Source organism: Citrobacter amalonaticus (assembly GCF_001559075.2).
Classification (GTDB): Bacteria; Pseudomonadota; Gammaproteobacteria; order Enterobacterales; family Enterobacteriaceae; genus Citrobacter_A; species Citrobacter_A amalonaticus_F.
The window spans coordinates 3,206,968-3,221,894 of the sequence record NZ_CP014015.2; the positions used below are offsets into that span (position 1 = coordinate 3,206,968).

The window sequence follows — 14,927 nt, forward strand, 5'->3', positions numbered from 1 at the left end:
GTTTCATCGGGGAAGGGGTCTGATGTAGAGCGTGATGCCTTCAACGGCAATCACTTCAACGTGAGTGCCGGCGGGCAGATCGTCGCTGGCGTTGACCGGCCATGAACTGTCGCCAACCCGCATGTGTCCACGACCATTGACCAGAGACGACTCCAGTACAAACCGACGGCCGACCAGTTGCTGGCCGCGCTGGTTGAGCTGACTGTCTGCGGGCTTTTGTTCACGAACGCGTTTTGCCATCCACTTCCACCAGAACCAGGCGGCAAGCAGCGTTAAGACGGCAAAGATAATACCCTGCCATTCCCAGTCGACGGGCAACAGCCAGACCAGAATGCCGGTAATGACCGCCGCGACGCCGCTCCATAACAGATAACCGTTGCCGCCCAGCATCTCAGCGGCCAGAAGCAGACCACCGAGGCTGAGCCAGAAAATATGGGGATGCCCCACAATCATCTCGATCATTATTTATTCCGTTCGCTGGCGCTGTCCTTGATCAGTTCAGTGATCCCGGCAATGGAGCCCATCAGGCTGCTGGCATCCAGTGGCATCATCACCACTTTACTGTTACTGGACGAGCCGATTTGCTGTAGCGCTTCGGTATATTTCTGCGCCACAAAGTAATTCACCGCCTGAATATCACCGGAGGCGATCGCTTCAGACACCATTTTGGTGGCGCGGGCTTCCGCTTCAGCGGAACGTTCGCGGGCTTCCGCCTGTAAGAAGGCGGACTGACGTTCCCCTTCAGCTTTCAGGATCTGCGACTGTTTTTCCCCTTCGGCCTTAAGGATTTCCGCCTGACGCACCCCTTCGGCTTCCAGAATATAGGCACGCTTGGTTCGTTCCGCTTTCATCTGGGCGTTCATTGAGGAGATCAGTTCAGCCGGTGGGCGGACATCGCGAATTTCGATACGCGTAACTTTAATGCCCCAGGGATTGGTGGCTTCATCGACAATATGCAGCAGTCGGGTATTGATGCTGTCACGCTGGGAGAGCATTTCATCGAGCTCCATCGAACCCAGAACGGTACGGATGTTGGTCATGGTGAGGTTGATGATCGCCAGTTCCAGATTGCTGACCTCATAGGCCGCACGCGGAGCGTCAATCACCTGAATAAAGCAGACGGCATCAATGGTGACGTTGGCGTTATCTTTCGAGATCACTTCCTGCGAGGGAATATCCAGCACCTGCTCCATCATATTGATTTTGCGGCCAACCCGGTCCATGAACGGCACAACGATGCTTAAGCCCGGTTGCAGCGTTTTGGTATAGCGGCCAAATCGCTCTACCGTCCACTGATACCCCTGGGGAACAATTTTCACGCCGGCACCGACGATGACCAGCGCGACAAAAATGAGAATAGGAATAACGATAAGCATTGAAAAACCTCCTGTTGAACTGTCCATGATGTCGTGATTGGCGACGTTACTCTTGAAATTATACCTGATTCATTAAAGAGAGTTCCCCTCCCGTTAATTAGAGGGATACACTATTTTGCGATAAAACGCGAAAACAGGATAGATAATGCGTGAAAATAGCATTTTGCTGCAGGTAAACAATGTGGGTTACCAGGTCGGGACCACGAAAATTCTGAATAACATCAGTTTTGACTTACATCCCGGTGAATTTAAATTAATCACCGGCCCTTCCGGCTGTGGAAAAAGTACATTACTGAAGATTATTGCGTCGTTGCTCAGTCCGAATAGCGGCGAGATCCTCTTTGTCGGGGAGGATATCGCCACTCTCAACCCGGAACATTATCGTCAACAGGTTTCCTATTGCGCCCAGACGCCCGCGCTGTTTGGCGATACCGTCTACGATAATCTGATCTTCCCCTGGCAAATCCGTAACCGGCGCCCTGATCCTGGGGCTTTTCTGGCGGATCTGGCCCGCTTTCAACTGCCGGAGTCGATGCTGACGAAAAATATCAACGAACTTTCCGGCGGAGAGAAACAGCGCATTTCTCTGATCCGCAATTTACAGTTTTTGCCGCAGGTTTTACTGCTTGATGAAATCACCAGCGCGCTGGATGAAAGCAATAAGCGCAATGTGAATGAGATTATTCATCACTATGCTCGCGAGCAGCGGATAGGGGTGCTGTGGGTGACTCACGATAAAGACGAAATTAATCATGCGGATGAAATAATCACTCTGATGCCGCATGCCGGAGAAATGCAGGAAGCGCGTAATGAATGAACATAATATTACTAACGAGTCACCGGCATTAGCGATGATGCTGGTGGTGGTGGCGATGCTGATAAGCCATAAAGAGAAACTCGCGCTGGAGAAAGATATTCTCTGGAGCGTCGCTCGCGCCGTGGTTCAGCTTATTATCGTCGGCTATGTCCTGAAATATATCTTCGCGGTGAATCATGCGGTCCTGACGTTAGTGATGGTGCTATTTATCTGTTTTAACGCCGCGTATAACGCGCAGAAGCGCAGTAAATATATTGATAAAGCGTTTGTTTCCTCGTTTATTGCCATCACGACAGGGGCAGGGTTAACGCTGGCGGTGCTGGTGTTGTCGGGGTCGATTGAATTTATTCCGATGCAGGTGATCCCCATTTCCGGGATGATCGCCGGTAATGCAATGGTGGCCGTCGGATTGTGCTACAACAATCTCGGCCAGCGTTTCAGCAGTGAACAACAGCAGATTCAGGAGAAACTCAGTCTCGGCGCCACGCCGAAAATGGCGTCTGCTGGCTTGATCCGCGACAGCATTCGCGCCTCGCTGATCCCGACGATCGACTCCGCGAAAACGGTCGGACTGGTGAGTTTGCCGGGGATGATGTCAGGGCTGATCTTTGCCGGTATCGATCCGGTCAAAGCGATTAAATATCAGATTATGGTGACGTTTATGCTGCTCTCAACGGCGAGTCTGTCGACCATCATTGCCTGTTATTTAACCTATCGGAAGTTTTACAACTCGCGTCACCAACTGGTGGTGACGCATTTAAGGAAATCGTAACCGGCGGCTTGCGTAGGCCCGATACGCGTAGCGCCATCGGGCAAATACGATCAGTACAGCAACGCATACAGCTGACGGCGATATTTCGACGCCAGCGCGTCGCCGGTACCCAGCGCGGCAAGAATTTCCTGGAACGTTTTACGCGCTTGACCGTCTGCGGCGGCAAGATCTTTTTTCAGATGGCTGAACAGCAGTTCCAGCGCTTCTTCGTTGCGTCCCACCTGATGCAGCTGCAGCGCCAGCTGCGCTGCCAGTCCGGCGTCCTGCGGGTTTTCCGCCACCTGTTGTTGCAGTAGCTGTATCTCTGGCGTATCCGCCGCCTGTTTCAACAGTTCAATTTGCGCGACCAGCCCCTGATAACGGGTGTCCTGATCCTGAAGCGGAATGGTTTTCAGCACGGCTTCTGCGTCTTCGGAGCGGTTGAGGGCAATTTGCGTTTCCGCCAGCAGCAGGCCGATTTCACCGTTCTGGTTAGACAACTGCCAGGCGTCTTTCAGCAGCGGCAGCGCTTCAGTGTAGTTGCCTTCCTGCATCAGTTGCATGGCCTGTTGCGCTTTTAGCTCTTCTTCACGTGGCAACACTTTGTCGAGCAGGGCGCGAATCACCTCTTCCGGCTGCGGTCCCTGAAAGCCGTCAACCGGCTGACCGTTCTGGAACAAATAGACGGTCGGAATAGCGCGCAGACCGAACTGAGAGGCGATCATCTGTTCGGCATCACAGTCGAGCTTCGCCAGAATGAACTGACCGTTGTACTGCGCGGCAAGGCTTTCCAGCACCGGCGTCAGTTGCAGGCAGTGCTGGCTGCGTTCAGACCAGAAGTAGAACAGGACCGGCGTGGTCATAGACAGTTCTAAGGTCTGCTGCAGGTTCGATTCGTTAATGTTGACAATATTCTGTGTGGACATGGAGTCACTCTCTTGTGTCGATTTCTTTTTTACATGGGGGCTGACGCGTACGCTTCAACTCATCCGTGCAAAATTTTGTCCATCAGGCGTCCCGGCAGCAGACGTTTGAGCAGCATGACGGCCCAGGTCACCAGCGTGACGGGATAGCGGAGTTTGGGTTTGTCGCTGACAAAAGCATGGCGCACTTTGGCGACGACGGCTTCAGGATCGAGCGTAAAACGTGCGGCAATACCGGGGTTTTCCACCGGTTTGTCATTCTGGGTCTGGTTAACGTTTTCAGTAAAGCGCGTGCGAATGGGGCCGGGTTCAATCAGACTGACCTTAATTCCGCTGTGACGCAGCTCCATGCGTAACGCATCTGACCAGGCTTCCAGCGCGTATTTACTGGCCGCGTAGGCGCCGCGCCCGGGCGTTGAGATCAGCCCCATCACCGAGGAGGTCATCACGATCCGACCTTCGCCGTGCGGCAGCATGGCCGGTAACAGACGCATCGTGAGCTGATGAGCGCCAAAGAAATTGGCGGAAAATTGCTGCTCCATCTGCGCGCGGCTGATGGTGGGCAGCGGACCGTAGACGCCGTATCCGGCATTGTTAAAGATCCCGTATAAGCAGTTATCGGTCAGGGCGATCACCTCGTCAGCGGCGCGATCCACGCTTTCAGGCGAGTCGAGGTCGATCAATACGCCGGTGAATCCCATGTTATTCATGCGCGTGACATCGTCGGGTTTGCGGCAGCCGGCGAGAACCTGAAAGCCCTGACGCTTCAGCTCAAGCGCGCTTTCCAGGCCGATACCGCTGGAACATCCTGTTATTAAGACCGATTTTTGCATAACTTTACCTGTCAGGATCTCCGTTGAATTAAGACTCGTGTTTTACTAAAGGACTCAGCTGTTTCGCCATCCAGTCGGCGATAAACGGCTGGGCATCGCGGTTAGGATGAATACCATCATCCTGCATCCATTGCGGTTTCAGATAGACCTCTTCCATAAAAAAGGGTAACAGAGGAATATCAAATTCTTTGGCGAGCTTTGGATAGAGCGCGCTAAAGGTTTCATTATACCGACGACCATAGTTTGCGGGCAGGCGAATTTGCATCAGCAACGGTTCGGCGTTCGCCGCCTTCACGTCCTGCACGATGGTGCGCAGCGTCTGTTCGGTCTGTTGCGGCGCAAAGCCGCGTAGTCCGTCGTTGCCGCCCAGCTCAACCAGCACCCAGCGCGGTTGATGCTGCTTGAGTAGCGCAGGCAGACGCGCCAGCGCTTGCTGGGAGGTGTCGCCGCTGATGCTGGCGTTCACCACAGTGGTTTTGCTCTGCCATTTATCGTTGAGCAACGCAGGCCAGGCGGCACTGGCGGACATTCGGTATCCGGCGCTCAGGCTGTCGCCGAGGATTAACAACGTGTCAGCCACAGCGGCCCGACAGGTAAACAGGATCAGGAACAGGAAAGGCAAATGCCAGCGGAAAACATTGTTGAAGTTCATCATCTTAAGAAGTCCGTCGGTCAGGGGGAGCACGAGCTTTCCATCCTTACCGGAGTTGACCTGGTTGTCAAACGCGCCGAGACCATTGCGCTGATTGGCGAGTCGGGTTCAGGGAAATCCACGCTGCTGGCGATCCTCGCCGGACTGGACGACGGCACCGAGGGCGACGTCAATCTGGTGGGGAAACCGCTGCATCAGATGGATGAAGAGGCCCGGGCCCAACTGCGTGCACAGCATGTCGGTTTTGTCTTTCAGTCCTTTATGTTGATTCCCACACTGAATGCGCTGGAAAACGTCGAACTTCCCGCACTGCTGCGCGGCGAAAACAGCGGACAAAGTAAAGCGGGAGCAAAAGCCCTGCTGGAACAACTGGGTCTGGGCAAGCGTCTGGACCATCTTCCGGCACAGCTTTCCGGTGGTGAGCAGCAGCGCGTGGCGCTGGCGCGTGCCTTTAATGGTCGCCCGGACGTCCTGTTTGCCGATGAACCGACGGGGAACCTCGACCGGCAGACCGGTGAGAAAATTGCCGATCTGCTCTTTTCTCTTAACCGCGAACACGGTACCACGCTTATCCTGGTGACTCACGATCCGCAACTGGCGGCGCGCTGTAACCGACGGCTGCGTCTGGTGAATGGACAGTTGCAGGAGGAGGCATGATCGCACGCTGGTTCTGGCGCGAATGGCGTTCGCCGTCGCTGTTGATTGTCTGGCTGGCGCTGAGTCTGGCGGTGGCCTGCGTGCTGGCGCTGGGCAACATCAGCGACCGGATGGAAAAAGGGTTAAGTCAGCAAAGTCGTGAGTTCATGGCCGGCGATCGAGCGCTGCGCAGCTCACGCGAGGTGCCGCAGACGTGGATTGACGAAGCGCGTCAGCGCGGCCTGAAGGTCGGGGAGCAACTGACCTTTGCCACCATGACCTTTGCCGGTGACACGCCACAACTGGCGAATGTCAAAGCGGTCGATGACATCTACCCGATGTACGGCGAGCTGGAAACCAACCCGCCGGGGCTCAAGCCGCAGCAGGGAACGGTACTGCTGGCGCCGCGACTGATGGCGCTGCTGAATCTGAAAACCGGCGACACCATTGATGTCGGCGATGCCACGCTGCGCATTGCCGGTGAAGTAGTGCAGGAGCCGGATTCCGGTTTTAATCCCTTCCAGATGGCGCCGCGTCTGTTAATGAATACGGCGGATGTCGCGAAAACCGGTGCCGTGCAGCCCGGCAGTCGCGTCACGTGGCGCTATAAATTTGGCGGTACGCCACAACAGCTTGACGGCTATGAAAAGTGGCTGTTACCGCAACTGAAGCCGGAACATCGCTGGTACGGACTTGAACAGGACGAAGGCGCGCTGGGTAAATCCCTTGAGCGTTCGCAACAATTTCTTCTTCTTTCGGCACTGTTAACACTGCTGCTGGCCGTCGCTGCCGTGGCGGTGGCGATGAATCACTACTGCCGCAGTCGCTACGATCTGGTGGCGATTCTGAAAACGCTCGGCGCGGGCAGGGCGCAACTGCGAAAACTGATTGTCGGGCAGTGGTTGATGGTACTGGCGCTTTCCGCCGTGACGGGCGGGGCGATCGGCCTGTTATTCGAAAAGATGCTGATGGTGCTGCTTAAACCGGTGTTGCCCGCCGCGCTGCCGCCTGCCAGTTTCTGGCCGTGGATCTGGGCGTTGGGCACCATGACGGTGATTTCTCTACTGGTCGGTTTGCGTCCATATCGCTTGTTATTAGCCACCCAGCCGCTGCGCGTATTGCGTCGTGACGTGGTGGCCAACGTCTGGCCGCTGAAATTCTATTTGCCGATCGTGACCGTGGTGGTGGTGGTGTTACTGGCCGGGTTAATGGGCGGCAGCCCGCTGCTGTGGGCGGTGCTGGCGGGGGCGGTCGTGCTGGCGTTGTTGTGCGGCGTGCTGGGATGGATGCTGCTGAACGTTCTGCGCGGGATGACGCTGTCGGCGCTGCCGCTGCGCCTCGCGGTCAGTCGCCTGTTGCGCCAGCCGTGGTCGACGCTGAGCCAGCTGTCAGCATTTTCGTTGTCGTTTATGCTGCTGGCGCTGCTGCTGGTTTTACGCGGTGACCTGCTGGATCGCTGGCAGCAGCAGCTTCCGCCGGAAAGTCCCAACTATTTTCTGATCAACATTGCCCCGGAGCAGGTGCCGCAGGTGAAGGCATTTCTCTCCGAACATCAGGTGATCCCGGAGGCGTTCTACCCGATTGTGCGGGCGCGGTTGACAGCGATAAACAACACACCGACGGAAGGTGGACAAGATGAGTCCCTGAATCGTGAGCTGAACCTGACCTGGCAGGATGCCCGTCCGGATCACAATCCCATCACCGCCGGCAACTGGCCGCCAGAAGAAGGCGAGGTATCGATGGAAGAGGGGCTGGCAAAACGGTTGAACGTTTCACTCGGCGACAGCGTCACTTTTATGGGGGACACCCAGGCGTTCAGCGCGAAGGTGACCAGTTTGCGCCGGGTCGACTGGGAAAGCCTGCGCCCCAACTTTTTCTTTATCTTCCCGTCCGGCGCGCTGGATGGTCAGCCGCAAAGCTGGCTGACCAGCTTCCGCTGGGAAAACGGCAACGGCATGCTGACGCAGCTTAACCGTGAGTTCCCGACGATTAGCCTGTTAGACATCGGCGCGATCCTCAAGCAGGTGGGGCAGGTGCTGGAGCAGGTTAGCCGGGCGCTGGAGGTCATGGTTGTGCTGGTGACCGCCTGCGGCATGCTGCTGCTACTGGCGCAGGTGCAGGTCGGCATGCGCCAGCGCCATCAGGAGCTGGTGGTCTGGCGTACGTTAGGCGCGGGCAAGAAACTCCTGCGCACCACGCTGTGGTGTGAATTTGCCATGCTGGGGCTGGTCTCCGGGCTGGTGGCGTCCATCGGCGCGGAAACCGCGCTGGCGGTGCTGCAAACTCAGGTGTTTGACTTCCCGTGGGAACCTGACTGGCGTTTGTGGATTGTCCTGCCTCTTTGCGGCGCGCTTTTACTTTCTCTTTGCGGGGGCTGGCTCGGCGTCCGTCTGCTGAAAGGGAAAGCGTTGTTCCGTCAGTTTACTGTTTAATGCCGTGATAATGACGCGCCGGTTTTTATGCTGGCGCGTACTTTCTTAGTAGCATAAATTGATAACCCCTCGCTGTTTAACGGCACAAATCATTAAAAACCCGCCAACACGTCAGTGTTAATACCAGTTAATATTCAAGCGCTGAATAATTAGCAGGAAATCTATCAAGGAAAAATAATGACTATAAAAACAACAGCGCTGGCGGCATCGATCGGCGCAGCAGTGGCATTGACGTCCTTCGCCTCTCAGGCGGAAATCACCGTTCTGAAACAAGATCCGCAGGCGGGCAATCCGCTGAGTCGTCTCAACTTTACCGTTGGCGGGAGTATTCGTCCTCAGTTCCAGAATATGACGGGCGATGACGGCGCAAATGGCTATAAACGCAATGGCTTCGACGGCGGTACCCGTTTCCGCTTCGCGGCAGATTACTATCTGTTTGATGACATCAGTTGGATCAGCTTCTACGAGCTGGGCGTCAACATTCCGGCACAGTTCAACTGGGACAATCACTATGCTGATGGCGCGCATGACACCACGCGTCGTATGCTGTACACCGGTCTGAAGAGCGATACCTGGGGTACGCTGACCTTCGGTCAACAGAACAGCATCTACTACGATGTGGTTGGTGCGAAAACCGATATCTGGGACTACGACATGATTGGTCAGGCTCCGGGTAACGGGATTAACGGCGACTATGATGGTTCTTACCGTTCCCGCAAAATGCTGAAATATAAGAAAACGGTTGGCGATGTTGATCTCTACGCGTCTTATCTGTTCAGCGACGACTACAACCCGAACAATGGCCTGAACTACAAGCGTAAAGGCGGTGGTTCACTGGGTGCGGATTATCACATTACTGACGATCTGAGCTGGGGTACGGCGTGGAACTACACGCGTGCGGAAATGCGCGGTAACGGCAGCAAAACGTACGATCAGAACATCGTGGGTACCGCGCTGAGCTGGACCCCGGATAACTGGACCTTCTCACTGGGCGGCGGCTGGTACCAGAACTTCATGACCACCAAGAAAGTGTCTGTTAACGACTACTTTGCCGGTGATGCGTGGGGTCTGGAATACTTTGCGGGCTATAAATTCCCAATCAACCAGTATGCGTTGAAATCTGTTCAGCCGTACTTCATGGGTGACCGTATTGAATACGTGAATGGTCGCAACTACCTGCGTACCGACAATGGCGTGGGTATCAGCTTCCAGCTGGATTACGGTTTCCGTGTTGATTACGAACACGTCTTTACCTCCAGCACCGACAACCTGGGTGATATGAACCTGGTACGTCTGCGTTACGACTTCTGAGTCTGATGCCAGGCCCGGTGACGCTAACGCTTACCGGGCCTACAAATGATCACTATCCGGCATTTTTCAACTGCGCAACCACGCTTCAACCTCTTCGAACGTTCCACGAAAGACAATCTTTCCGGCTTTCTTTTCCAGCTGATAGCGATACATCGGATCGTAATACTCTTCCAGCAGCGGCACTAACCAACTGAAATGCGCTTCGGTGCTGCCGGTATGACGCTGTACCTCCAGCGCCACGTCCAGCTTTGCGGTTAACGCGTTAAACCGCTGCAAGCCCAGACGCCGTTGAATGGCGAAAAGCCCGTGATGCAGATAGTTGCTGTACTCCTGCCATCCCGGCTCGTCGCCATAGGCGTGGGTGAAATCATGATGCATTCGCACAAAATACTCTTCCCGCAGGCGCTCAAGACGGCGCTCGAAAGGATCGTCAATCACGGCGATTGTGGACTGCGCCATGCGCTCGCGCAGACATTCCGGCAGATGGTTAGCGCCAATCATCCGGCCTTCATCTTCCAGCACCCAGCGTGTGGCCTGCTTTTTGAGCAGCGTCACCGCCAGCAGATTTTCAAAACTGGCCTGACTGAGCTGGGGTTCCAGCGTGCGACCAAAAGAGGAGCCGCGATGGTGGGCTAATCCCTCGAGGTCTACCCCATTTTCCTGCTGTTGCACCAGTTGCGTTTTGCCATTGCCGGTACAGCCGCCAATCAGCACGATCGGTTTTTGGACCTGTTCTTCCGTGGCGGCGATCGCGGCCTGGCGTAGCGCCTTGTAGCCACCGTTGATCAATGGGTAATCCACACCGGATTCACGTAGCCACTGCTGGACAATGTGCGAACGCTGACCGCCCCGGGCGCAGCAGAGATAGCCCTGCGGATATTGCTGGCAGGCTTCGCGCCAGGCATCCAGACGCTGCTGGCGAATCTCGCCGCAGACCAGTTGATGACCGAGCGCCAGTGCAGCCTCTGGCCCCTGGCGTTTGTAGCAGGTACCCACGGCGGCGCGCTCGTTATCATTCATTAAGGGTAAATTTATCGCGCCCGGTATGGCGCCCTGCTGAAATTCAACCGGCGCGCGGACATCGATTAAGGGCGTATCGGCGGTAAGGATCGCGCGATAGTCCGTTCCATCGTTCATGAGAAATCCTGAAAAAGACAAACAGCAATGGACGGGATTTTACGCGCGGAAGGAGAGGACGGGGAAGTATAAGTTAAACTTCCCCGCATTTTAGGCTTACTTGAGCTGAGTTTGCGCCCAGAGGATACCGCTGGCGTATTCCGTCGGCAGCAGCGGCGAGAGGGCTTCCAGCGTGGCGCTCAGTCGCGCGGTATCGCTGTCGGTCAGATTCAGGTGACCCACTTTACGCCCTGGACGCACCTCTTTGTCGTACCAGTGCAGATGAACCAGCGGCAGTTTCAGCCAATCGTAGTTCAGATCGCTGCCAATCAGATTCACCATTACCGACGGACTGTCCACCACCGGTGACGGCAGCGGCAGGCCGGTAATCGCCCGCAGATGCAGCTCAAACTGGCTGATGCTGGCGCCGTTTTGCGTCCAGTGACCGCTGTTGTGTACGCGCGGGGCCAGTTCGTTGATCAGCAGACCTTCCGGTGTCACAAAGCACTCCATCGCCATCACGCCGACGTAACCCAGATCCTGCATGATGGCCGAAAGCATGGTTTCGGCCTGCGCCTGCTGTCTGGCATCAGCGCGCGGGAAGGCGACGCTGGTGCGCAGAATACCGTCCTGATGCAGGTTACGCGTCAGTGGGTAGAACACCGTGCTGCCGTCATGTGCGCGTGCGCCAACGAGCGACACTTCACCCGAGAAATTAATGCCCTGCTCAACAATGCATTCGCCGTAGTTGTCGTCCGGCAGTTGATCGGTTTCATCGGCACGTAGACGCCACTGACCACGACCGTCATAACCACCGACGCGACGTTTCACGATCGCCAGTTCGCCTAAACGGGTAAAGACAGCAGGCCATTCGCTTTTGTCGGCCAGCAACTGCCACGGCGCGGTCGCCAGACCGAGCTTATCGAAAAGCTGTTTTTGCGTCAGGCGGTCAGCAATGATTGGGAATACATCGCGGTTAACGAAGGCCGGATGACGCGCCAATTCACGCGTTAACGCGGTTTCCGGCCAGCGCTCGATTTCTGCGGTAATCACGCTTTGCTGAAAAGGCACGGCAGCCGGTTCCGCATCCAGCCCGACCGGCCAGACGGCGATGCCCAGCGGTTCACCCGCCTGACGGAGCATCCGGCCTAATTGCCCGTTGCCCAGTACGCAAACCTGTTTCATGCCGCACCTCGCGGATCCGGATTCTCCAGCACCTCATCCGTTTGCGCCTTGCGCCAGTCGGTCAGGCGCTGATGCAGCGCTTTATCATGCGTTGCCAGAATCTGCGCCGCCAGCAGCGCCGCGTTAGCCGCGCCCGCTTTACCAATCGCCAGCGTACCGACCGGAATACCGCGCGGCATCTGCACGATAGAGTACAGGCTATCGACGCCGCTCAGCGCCGCGCTTTGTACCGGAACGCCCAGTACCGGCACCAGCGTTTTCGCCGCAATCATACCTGGAAGATGGGCAGCGCCACCCGCGCCAGCAATAATTACCTGATAGCCGTTCTCTTCGGCGCTTTCGGCAAAGCTGAACAGTTTATCGGGAGTGCGGTGGGCAGAAACCACTTCTACGTGATGTGGGACATCCAGGATTTCAAAGATTTCGGCGGCGAACTGCATGGTAGCCCAGTCGCTTTTGGACCCCATCACGATGGCGACACGCGCCGGATTATTGCGGGAAGACATGCGTCTGAAAACTCCTGTGGTGCGGGACACACTGCTTTTGAGGCCACAGAGAATAGCACGATACTACGCCAAGGAAAACGGTTGCGTAGCTGGATTTTAAGGCTTCCTGCGACGTCAAAAGAGATTTTGCTGGAAACGTACCGGTTCCAACAGAAGCGGATCGACCCCCTCAGTCCCCCCTGACAAAAAAGGACTCTGCGGATCATGTTTTTTGAAATTGCTGTTGGCTTGATGCTGATTGTCGGTCGCGTAGCAATATTGACATCCATGCAGGCAGGTGTTGTAGGTGCCGATGTCTATGCTCTTCACACATCCACAGGCCTCACGTTGACCTGAATCTTTGCTATCAGGGATTAATAAGCCAAATAAGTCATTAATCAGCGCCTCATCAATACACTTCCCATGCTGAATGCCTTGCCCGGTAAGATTGGCTTCTTCGGCACAGGAGTAAATGTCCAGTCCATGTTGCCGGGCAATCTCTGATAATTTTTGCGACAACGCTAAACAGAGTTCATGGTTTTGCGTGATATCGCTGTAAATGAGCGAATCAATCGCCTTCAGGTTTTTTTCTGTCTTTTGATAGAAATCAGCGAAGCTAATGACGACGCGCCGGGTATGGCCTTCTAATTCGCTGGCGATTTTACTGAACAGGCGGATATGTTCGTCAAACGGAAGGTGGTTTGAAAACAAAATGGGATCATAGCGCCAGATGACTTTTTCAGCGCCGACTTTTGCTGACAGTCGTTTGAATACGTCGAGCGCTTTATGCGGATTTAAGGTTTTAGACTCAATCAACCGCGGATACCCGGTGAGGGTGAACTGGAAATAAAAGCGATGACCGATTTCAGTGAGCTCATCGATATAGGGAAGCAGTTTCGTGGGATTGCGTGTCCAGAATACGATCGCATCAACATCTTCAGGTCGCAATGACACCCGAGAGACCTGGTGATAGTTAAAAGGATTCCGGGTCAGCAAAAAGCCAGCGTGAATGCGGTTCATTAACCACTCACTGTAGAAAGCAGGTATATCGGTGCGACGGCTGGCGCTAATAATCATCGCGAGTATTCCAGTATTAATAATGAGAGAGCTTTTTTCTCAAAACGGGAAAGCGATCAGTTCCACATCGTCCGGCGTGACTTTAACCATTGAACCTTCATGATGCCAGGCGCCTAACACGACGCGGAAGGCGGGTTCACCATTAGCAGTGAGCGGGTGAACATCAGGACGGTGAGTATGGCCGTGAATCAGCCACTGGACATGGTGTTTTTCCATCTCCGCGATAACCGCATGTTTGTTGACGTCCATGATTTCCAGCGACTTGCTGCGGTTGGCGGCTTTGCTGTCGGCACGCATTCGGGCGGCCACGCGTTTGCGAATACACAGCGGCAGGGCGAGGAACAGCGTTTGCAGCCAGCGCTGATGGACTTTTGCGCGAAATGCCTGATAACCCGCGTCATCAGTGCACAGCGTATCGCCGTGCAGGATAAGCACCCGACGACCGTACAGATTGAGTACTTTTTCCTGGGGGAGCAACGTCATGCCGCTTTCGCGGGCGAAGCGTTTGCCAATCAGGAAGTCACGATTACCGTGAATGAAGAAACAGGGGACGCCGGAATCAACAACCGCTTTAATGGCGGCGGCTATTTCACGGTGTAACGGGTTGGGATCGTCATCGCCAATCCAGGCTTCGAACAGGTCGCCCAGGATATACAACGCGTCGGCCTGACGAGCTTCACCCGCTAAAAAACGCAGAAAACCGGCGGTGATCGCCGGTTCTTCCGTGCAGAGATGAAGATCTGCAATAAACAGTGTCGTCACGATTACTCGCTGACGGTCACGTTTTCGATAATGACGTCTTCTTTTGGTACGTCCTGGTGCATGCCGCTGCGACCGGTAGAAACGCCTTTGATTTTGTCAACCACGTCCATACCTTCAACAACTTCTGCAAATACGCAGTAGCCCCAGCCCTGCATGCTTTCGGCGGAGAAGTTCAGGAAGTCGTTGTCGGCAACGTTGATGAAGAACTGCGCCGTCGCGGAGTGCGGAGCCTGAGTACGCGCCATCGCCAGCGTACCACGGGTGTTTTTCAGACCGTTGTTGGCTTCGTTTTTGATAGCTTCTTTGGTGGCTTTCTGTTTCATGCCAGGCTCAAAACCGCCGCCCTGAATCATAAAACCGTTAATCACACGGTGGAAAATGGTGTTGTTGTAAAAACCTTCGCGGCAGTAGTCCAGGAAGTTTTTAACTGTTTCAGGCGCTTTATCATCAAACGTTTTGATTACGATATCGCCGTGATTAGTGTGGAAAGTAACCATTTTTGCATCCTGTTCCGATATAGTGGTGCTTTAACCCAACTAAGGGTCAGAGTTAGGGAGGTGTTATAGCATAA

The 14,927-nt window shown here is 55.1% G+C and carries 16 protein-coding genes; 5 read left to right on the forward strand and 11 right to left on the reverse strand.

Annotated elements, in window-relative coordinates; all coding sequences use genetic code 11:
* Positions 1-3: 3 nt before the first annotated feature.
* Positions 4-462, reverse strand: a complete 459-nt coding sequence (locus AL479_RS15440; RefSeq protein ID WP_061076684.1) for an NfeD family protein — start codon at positions 460-462, stop codon at positions 4-6.
* Positions 462-1,376, reverse strand: a complete 915-nt coding sequence (locus tag AL479_RS15445; RefSeq protein ID WP_061076685.1) for an SPFH domain-containing protein — start codon at positions 1,374-1,376, stop codon at positions 462-464. Before AL479_RS15445 ends, AL479_RS15440 begins: the two co-directional genes overlap by 1 nt.
* A 145-nt stretch (positions 1,377-1,521) precedes the next feature.
* Here AL479_RS15445 and fetA point away from each other — a divergent pair, with 145 nt between their 5' ends.
* Both fetA and fetB read left to right on the forward strand, forming a co-directional pair.
* Positions 1,522-2,193, forward strand: coding sequence for an iron efflux ABC transporter ATP-binding subunit FetA (gene fetA, locus AL479_RS15450; RefSeq protein ID WP_061076686.1), 672 nt, complete (start codon positions 1,522-1,524; stop codon positions 2,191-2,193).
* Positions 2,186-2,965 carry an iron efflux ABC transporter permease subunit FetB gene (gene fetB / locus AL479_RS15455; RefSeq protein ID WP_061076687.1) on the forward strand — a complete coding sequence of 260 codons (780 nt, stop codon included), beginning with the start codon at positions 2,186-2,188 and terminating at the stop codon, positions 2,963-2,965. Before fetA ends, fetB begins: the two co-directional genes overlap by 8 nt.
* A gap of 50 nt (positions 2,966-3,015) precedes the next feature.
* Here the strand turns inward: fetB and AL479_RS15460 are convergent, their stop codons facing one another.
* The 3 genes from AL479_RS15460 to tesA are packed head-to-tail and all read right to left on the reverse strand — an operon-like array spanning position 3,016 to position 5,355.
* Entirely contained in the window at positions 3,016-3,870 is an 855-nt protein-coding gene (locus tag AL479_RS15460) for a co-chaperone YbbN (RefSeq protein ID WP_061076688.1), read from the reverse strand.
* A gap of 59 nt (positions 3,871-3,929) precedes the next feature.
* A complete protein-coding gene (locus tag AL479_RS15465) occupies positions 3,930-4,700 on the reverse strand; it encodes an SDR family oxidoreductase (protein ID WP_046401496.1) in 771 nt (256 codons plus the stop codon).
* A 28-nt stretch (positions 4,701-4,728) separates the two neighbouring features.
* Entirely contained in the window at positions 4,729-5,355 is a 627-nt protein-coding gene (tesA, locus tag AL479_RS15470; RefSeq protein WP_192477830.1) for a multifunctional acyl-CoA thioesterase I/protease I/lysophospholipase L1, read from the reverse strand.
* Between tesA and ybbA the strand changes: the two genes are divergently transcribed.
* From ybbA to AL479_RS15485, 3 genes are all read left to right on the forward strand, one after another.
* Positions 5,323-6,009, forward strand: coding sequence for a putative ABC transporter ATP-binding protein YbbA (gene ybbA, locus AL479_RS15475; protein WP_061076690.1), 687 nt, complete (start codon positions 5,323-5,325; stop codon positions 6,007-6,009). The two genes, tesA and ybbA, sit on opposite strands and share 33 nt — an antisense overlap.
* A complete protein-coding gene (gene ybbP, locus AL479_RS15480; RefSeq protein WP_061076691.1) occupies positions 6,006-8,420 on the forward strand; it encodes a putative ABC transporter permease subunit YbbP in 2,415 nt (804 codons plus the stop codon). Before ybbA ends, ybbP begins: the two co-directional genes overlap by 4 nt.
* Before the next feature lie 177 nt (positions 8,421-8,597).
* Positions 8,598-9,731, forward strand: a complete 1,134-nt coding sequence (locus tag AL479_RS15485; RefSeq protein ID WP_061076692.1) for a porin — start codon at positions 8,598-8,600, stop codon at positions 9,729-9,731.
* 66 nt (positions 9,732-9,797) lie between these two features.
* Here the strand turns inward: AL479_RS15485 and mnmH are convergent, their stop codons facing one another.
* The 6 genes from mnmH to ppiB all read right to left on the reverse strand — a co-directional run bounded on the left by mnmH (position 9,798) and on the right by ppiB (position 14,853).
* Positions 9,798-10,868, reverse strand: coding sequence for a tRNA 2-selenouridine(34) synthase MnmH (gene mnmH, locus AL479_RS15490; RefSeq protein ID WP_061076693.1), 1,071 nt, complete (start codon positions 10,866-10,868; stop codon positions 9,798-9,800).
* A gap of 96 nt (positions 10,869-10,964) precedes the next feature.
* Complete coding sequence (gene purK, locus AL479_RS15495) at positions 10,965-12,032, reverse strand: 5-(carboxyamino)imidazole ribonucleotide synthase (protein ID WP_061076694.1); 1,068 nt, start codon at positions 12,030-12,032, stop codon at positions 10,965-10,967.
* The gene (purE, locus tag AL479_RS15500) at positions 12,029-12,538 is read right to left on the reverse strand and encodes a 5-(carboxyamino)imidazole ribonucleotide mutase (RefSeq protein WP_061076695.1); all 510 of its coding nucleotides are present in this window, start codon (positions 12,536-12,538) and stop codon (positions 12,029-12,031) included. Before purE ends, purK begins: the two co-directional genes overlap by 4 nt.
* 114 nt (positions 12,539-12,652) lie before the next feature.
* Positions 12,653-13,594, reverse strand: coding sequence for a DUF1848 domain-containing protein (locus AL479_RS15510; protein ID WP_061076696.1), 942 nt, complete (start codon positions 13,592-13,594; stop codon positions 12,653-12,655).
* Positions 13,595-13,633: 39 nt separating this feature from the next.
* The gene (gene lpxH, locus AL479_RS15515) at positions 13,634-14,356 is read right to left on the reverse strand and encodes a UDP-2,3-diacylglucosamine diphosphatase (RefSeq protein WP_061076697.1); all 723 of its coding nucleotides are present in this window, start codon (positions 14,354-14,356) and stop codon (positions 13,634-13,636) included.
* 2 nt (positions 14,357-14,358) lie between these two features.
* Complete coding sequence (gene ppiB / locus AL479_RS15520) at positions 14,359-14,853, reverse strand: peptidylprolyl isomerase B (RefSeq protein WP_061076698.1); 495 nt, start codon at positions 14,851-14,853, stop codon at positions 14,359-14,361.
* Positions 14,854-14,927: the final 74 nt, after the last annotated feature.

Coding starts and splice junctions, on each gene's coding strand:
- AL479_RS15440 (WP_061076684.1), bottom strand. CDS start 462: ATGATCGAGATGATTGTGGGGCATCCCCATATTTTCTGGCTCAGCCTC.
- AL479_RS15445 (WP_061076685.1), bottom strand. CDS start 1,376: ATGCTTATCGTTATTCCTATTCTCATTTTTGTCGCGCTGGTCATCGTC.
- fetA (WP_061076686.1), top strand. CDS start 1,522: ATGCGTGAAAATAGCATTTTGCTGCAGGTAAACAATGTGGGTTACCAG.
- fetB (WP_061076687.1), top strand. CDS start 2,186: ATGAATGAACATAATATTACTAACGAGTCACCGGCATTAGCGATGATG.
- AL479_RS15460 (WP_061076688.1), bottom strand. CDS start 3,870: ATGTCCACACAGAATATTGTCAACATTAACGAATCGAACCTGCAGCAG.
- AL479_RS15465 (WP_046401496.1), bottom strand. CDS start 4,700: ATGCAAAAATCGGTCTTAATAACAGGATGTTCCAGCGGTATCGGCCTG.
- ybbA (WP_061076690.1), top strand. CDS start 5,323: ATGCCAGCGGAAAACATTGTTGAAGTTCATCATCTTAAGAAGTCCGTC.
- tesA (WP_192477830.1), bottom strand. CDS start 5,355: ATGATGAACTTCAACAATGTTTTCCGCTGGCATTTGCCTTTCCTGTTC.
- ybbP (WP_061076691.1), top strand. CDS start 6,006: ATGATCGCACGCTGGTTCTGGCGCGAATGGCGTTCGCCGTCGCTGTTG.
- AL479_RS15485 (WP_061076692.1), top strand. CDS start 8,598: ATGACTATAAAAACAACAGCGCTGGCGGCATCGATCGGCGCAGCAGTG.
- mnmH (WP_061076693.1), bottom strand. CDS start 10,868: ATGAACGATGGAACGGACTATCGCGCGATCCTTACCGCCGATACGCCC.
- purK (WP_061076694.1), bottom strand. CDS start 12,032: ATGAAACAGGTTTGCGTACTGGGCAACGGGCAATTAGGCCGGATGCTC.
- purE (WP_061076695.1), bottom strand. CDS start 12,538: ATGTCTTCCCGCAATAATCCGGCGCGTGTCGCCATCGTGATGGGGTCC.
- AL479_RS15510 (WP_061076696.1), bottom strand. CDS start 13,594: ATGATTATTAGCGCCAGCCGTCGCACCGATATACCTGCTTTCTACAGT.
- ppiB (WP_061076698.1), bottom strand. CDS start 14,853: ATGGTTACTTTCCACACTAATCACGGCGATATCGTAATCAAAACGTTT.